Raw genomic sequence first — 357 nt, forward strand, 5'->3', positions numbered from 1 at the left:
GCCGTCGCCCGCCGTGCCGGTATCCGTTGCAAGCGCCGCCGTCGGTGCCGCAGGCGGCAGGATGTCGATCGTGACCGCCGGCAGCGTGTCGACGGGACTGGTGTTCCCCGCCGCATCCGTCTGGCGAACCTGAACCTCGCCAGCGGCATAGGTCCCGGGTGGGAGTTCGAAGCTTGTGCCGGTGCCGTCAAGCCAGGTGTCACCGCCGTCGAGGCTGTACTCCCAGTCCGCGCCCTCATCGAGATTGCCGACGTTCACAGTCGGATCGTTGGTCACGCCGTCGCCGGGGATGCCGGTGTCGATGGCAAGATCGGCCGTCGGCGCCTCGGGAATGGACGGGTCGATGGTCACGGCCGG

1 protein-coding gene is annotated in these 357 nt (G+C 69.2%); it reads right to left on the bottom strand.

Annotated elements, in window-relative coordinates; genetic code table 11:
- A partial coding sequence (locus SCD90_RS16550; RefSeq protein ID WP_319845817.1) for a molybdopterin-binding protein occupies window positions 1-357 on the bottom strand: 357 nt, incomplete at both ends.

It is taken from the genome of Terrihabitans rhizophilus (genome assembly GCF_033898525.1).
GTDB lineage: Bacteria > Pseudomonadota > Alphaproteobacteria > Rhizobiales > Methylopilaceae > Flaviflagellibacter > Flaviflagellibacter rhizophilus.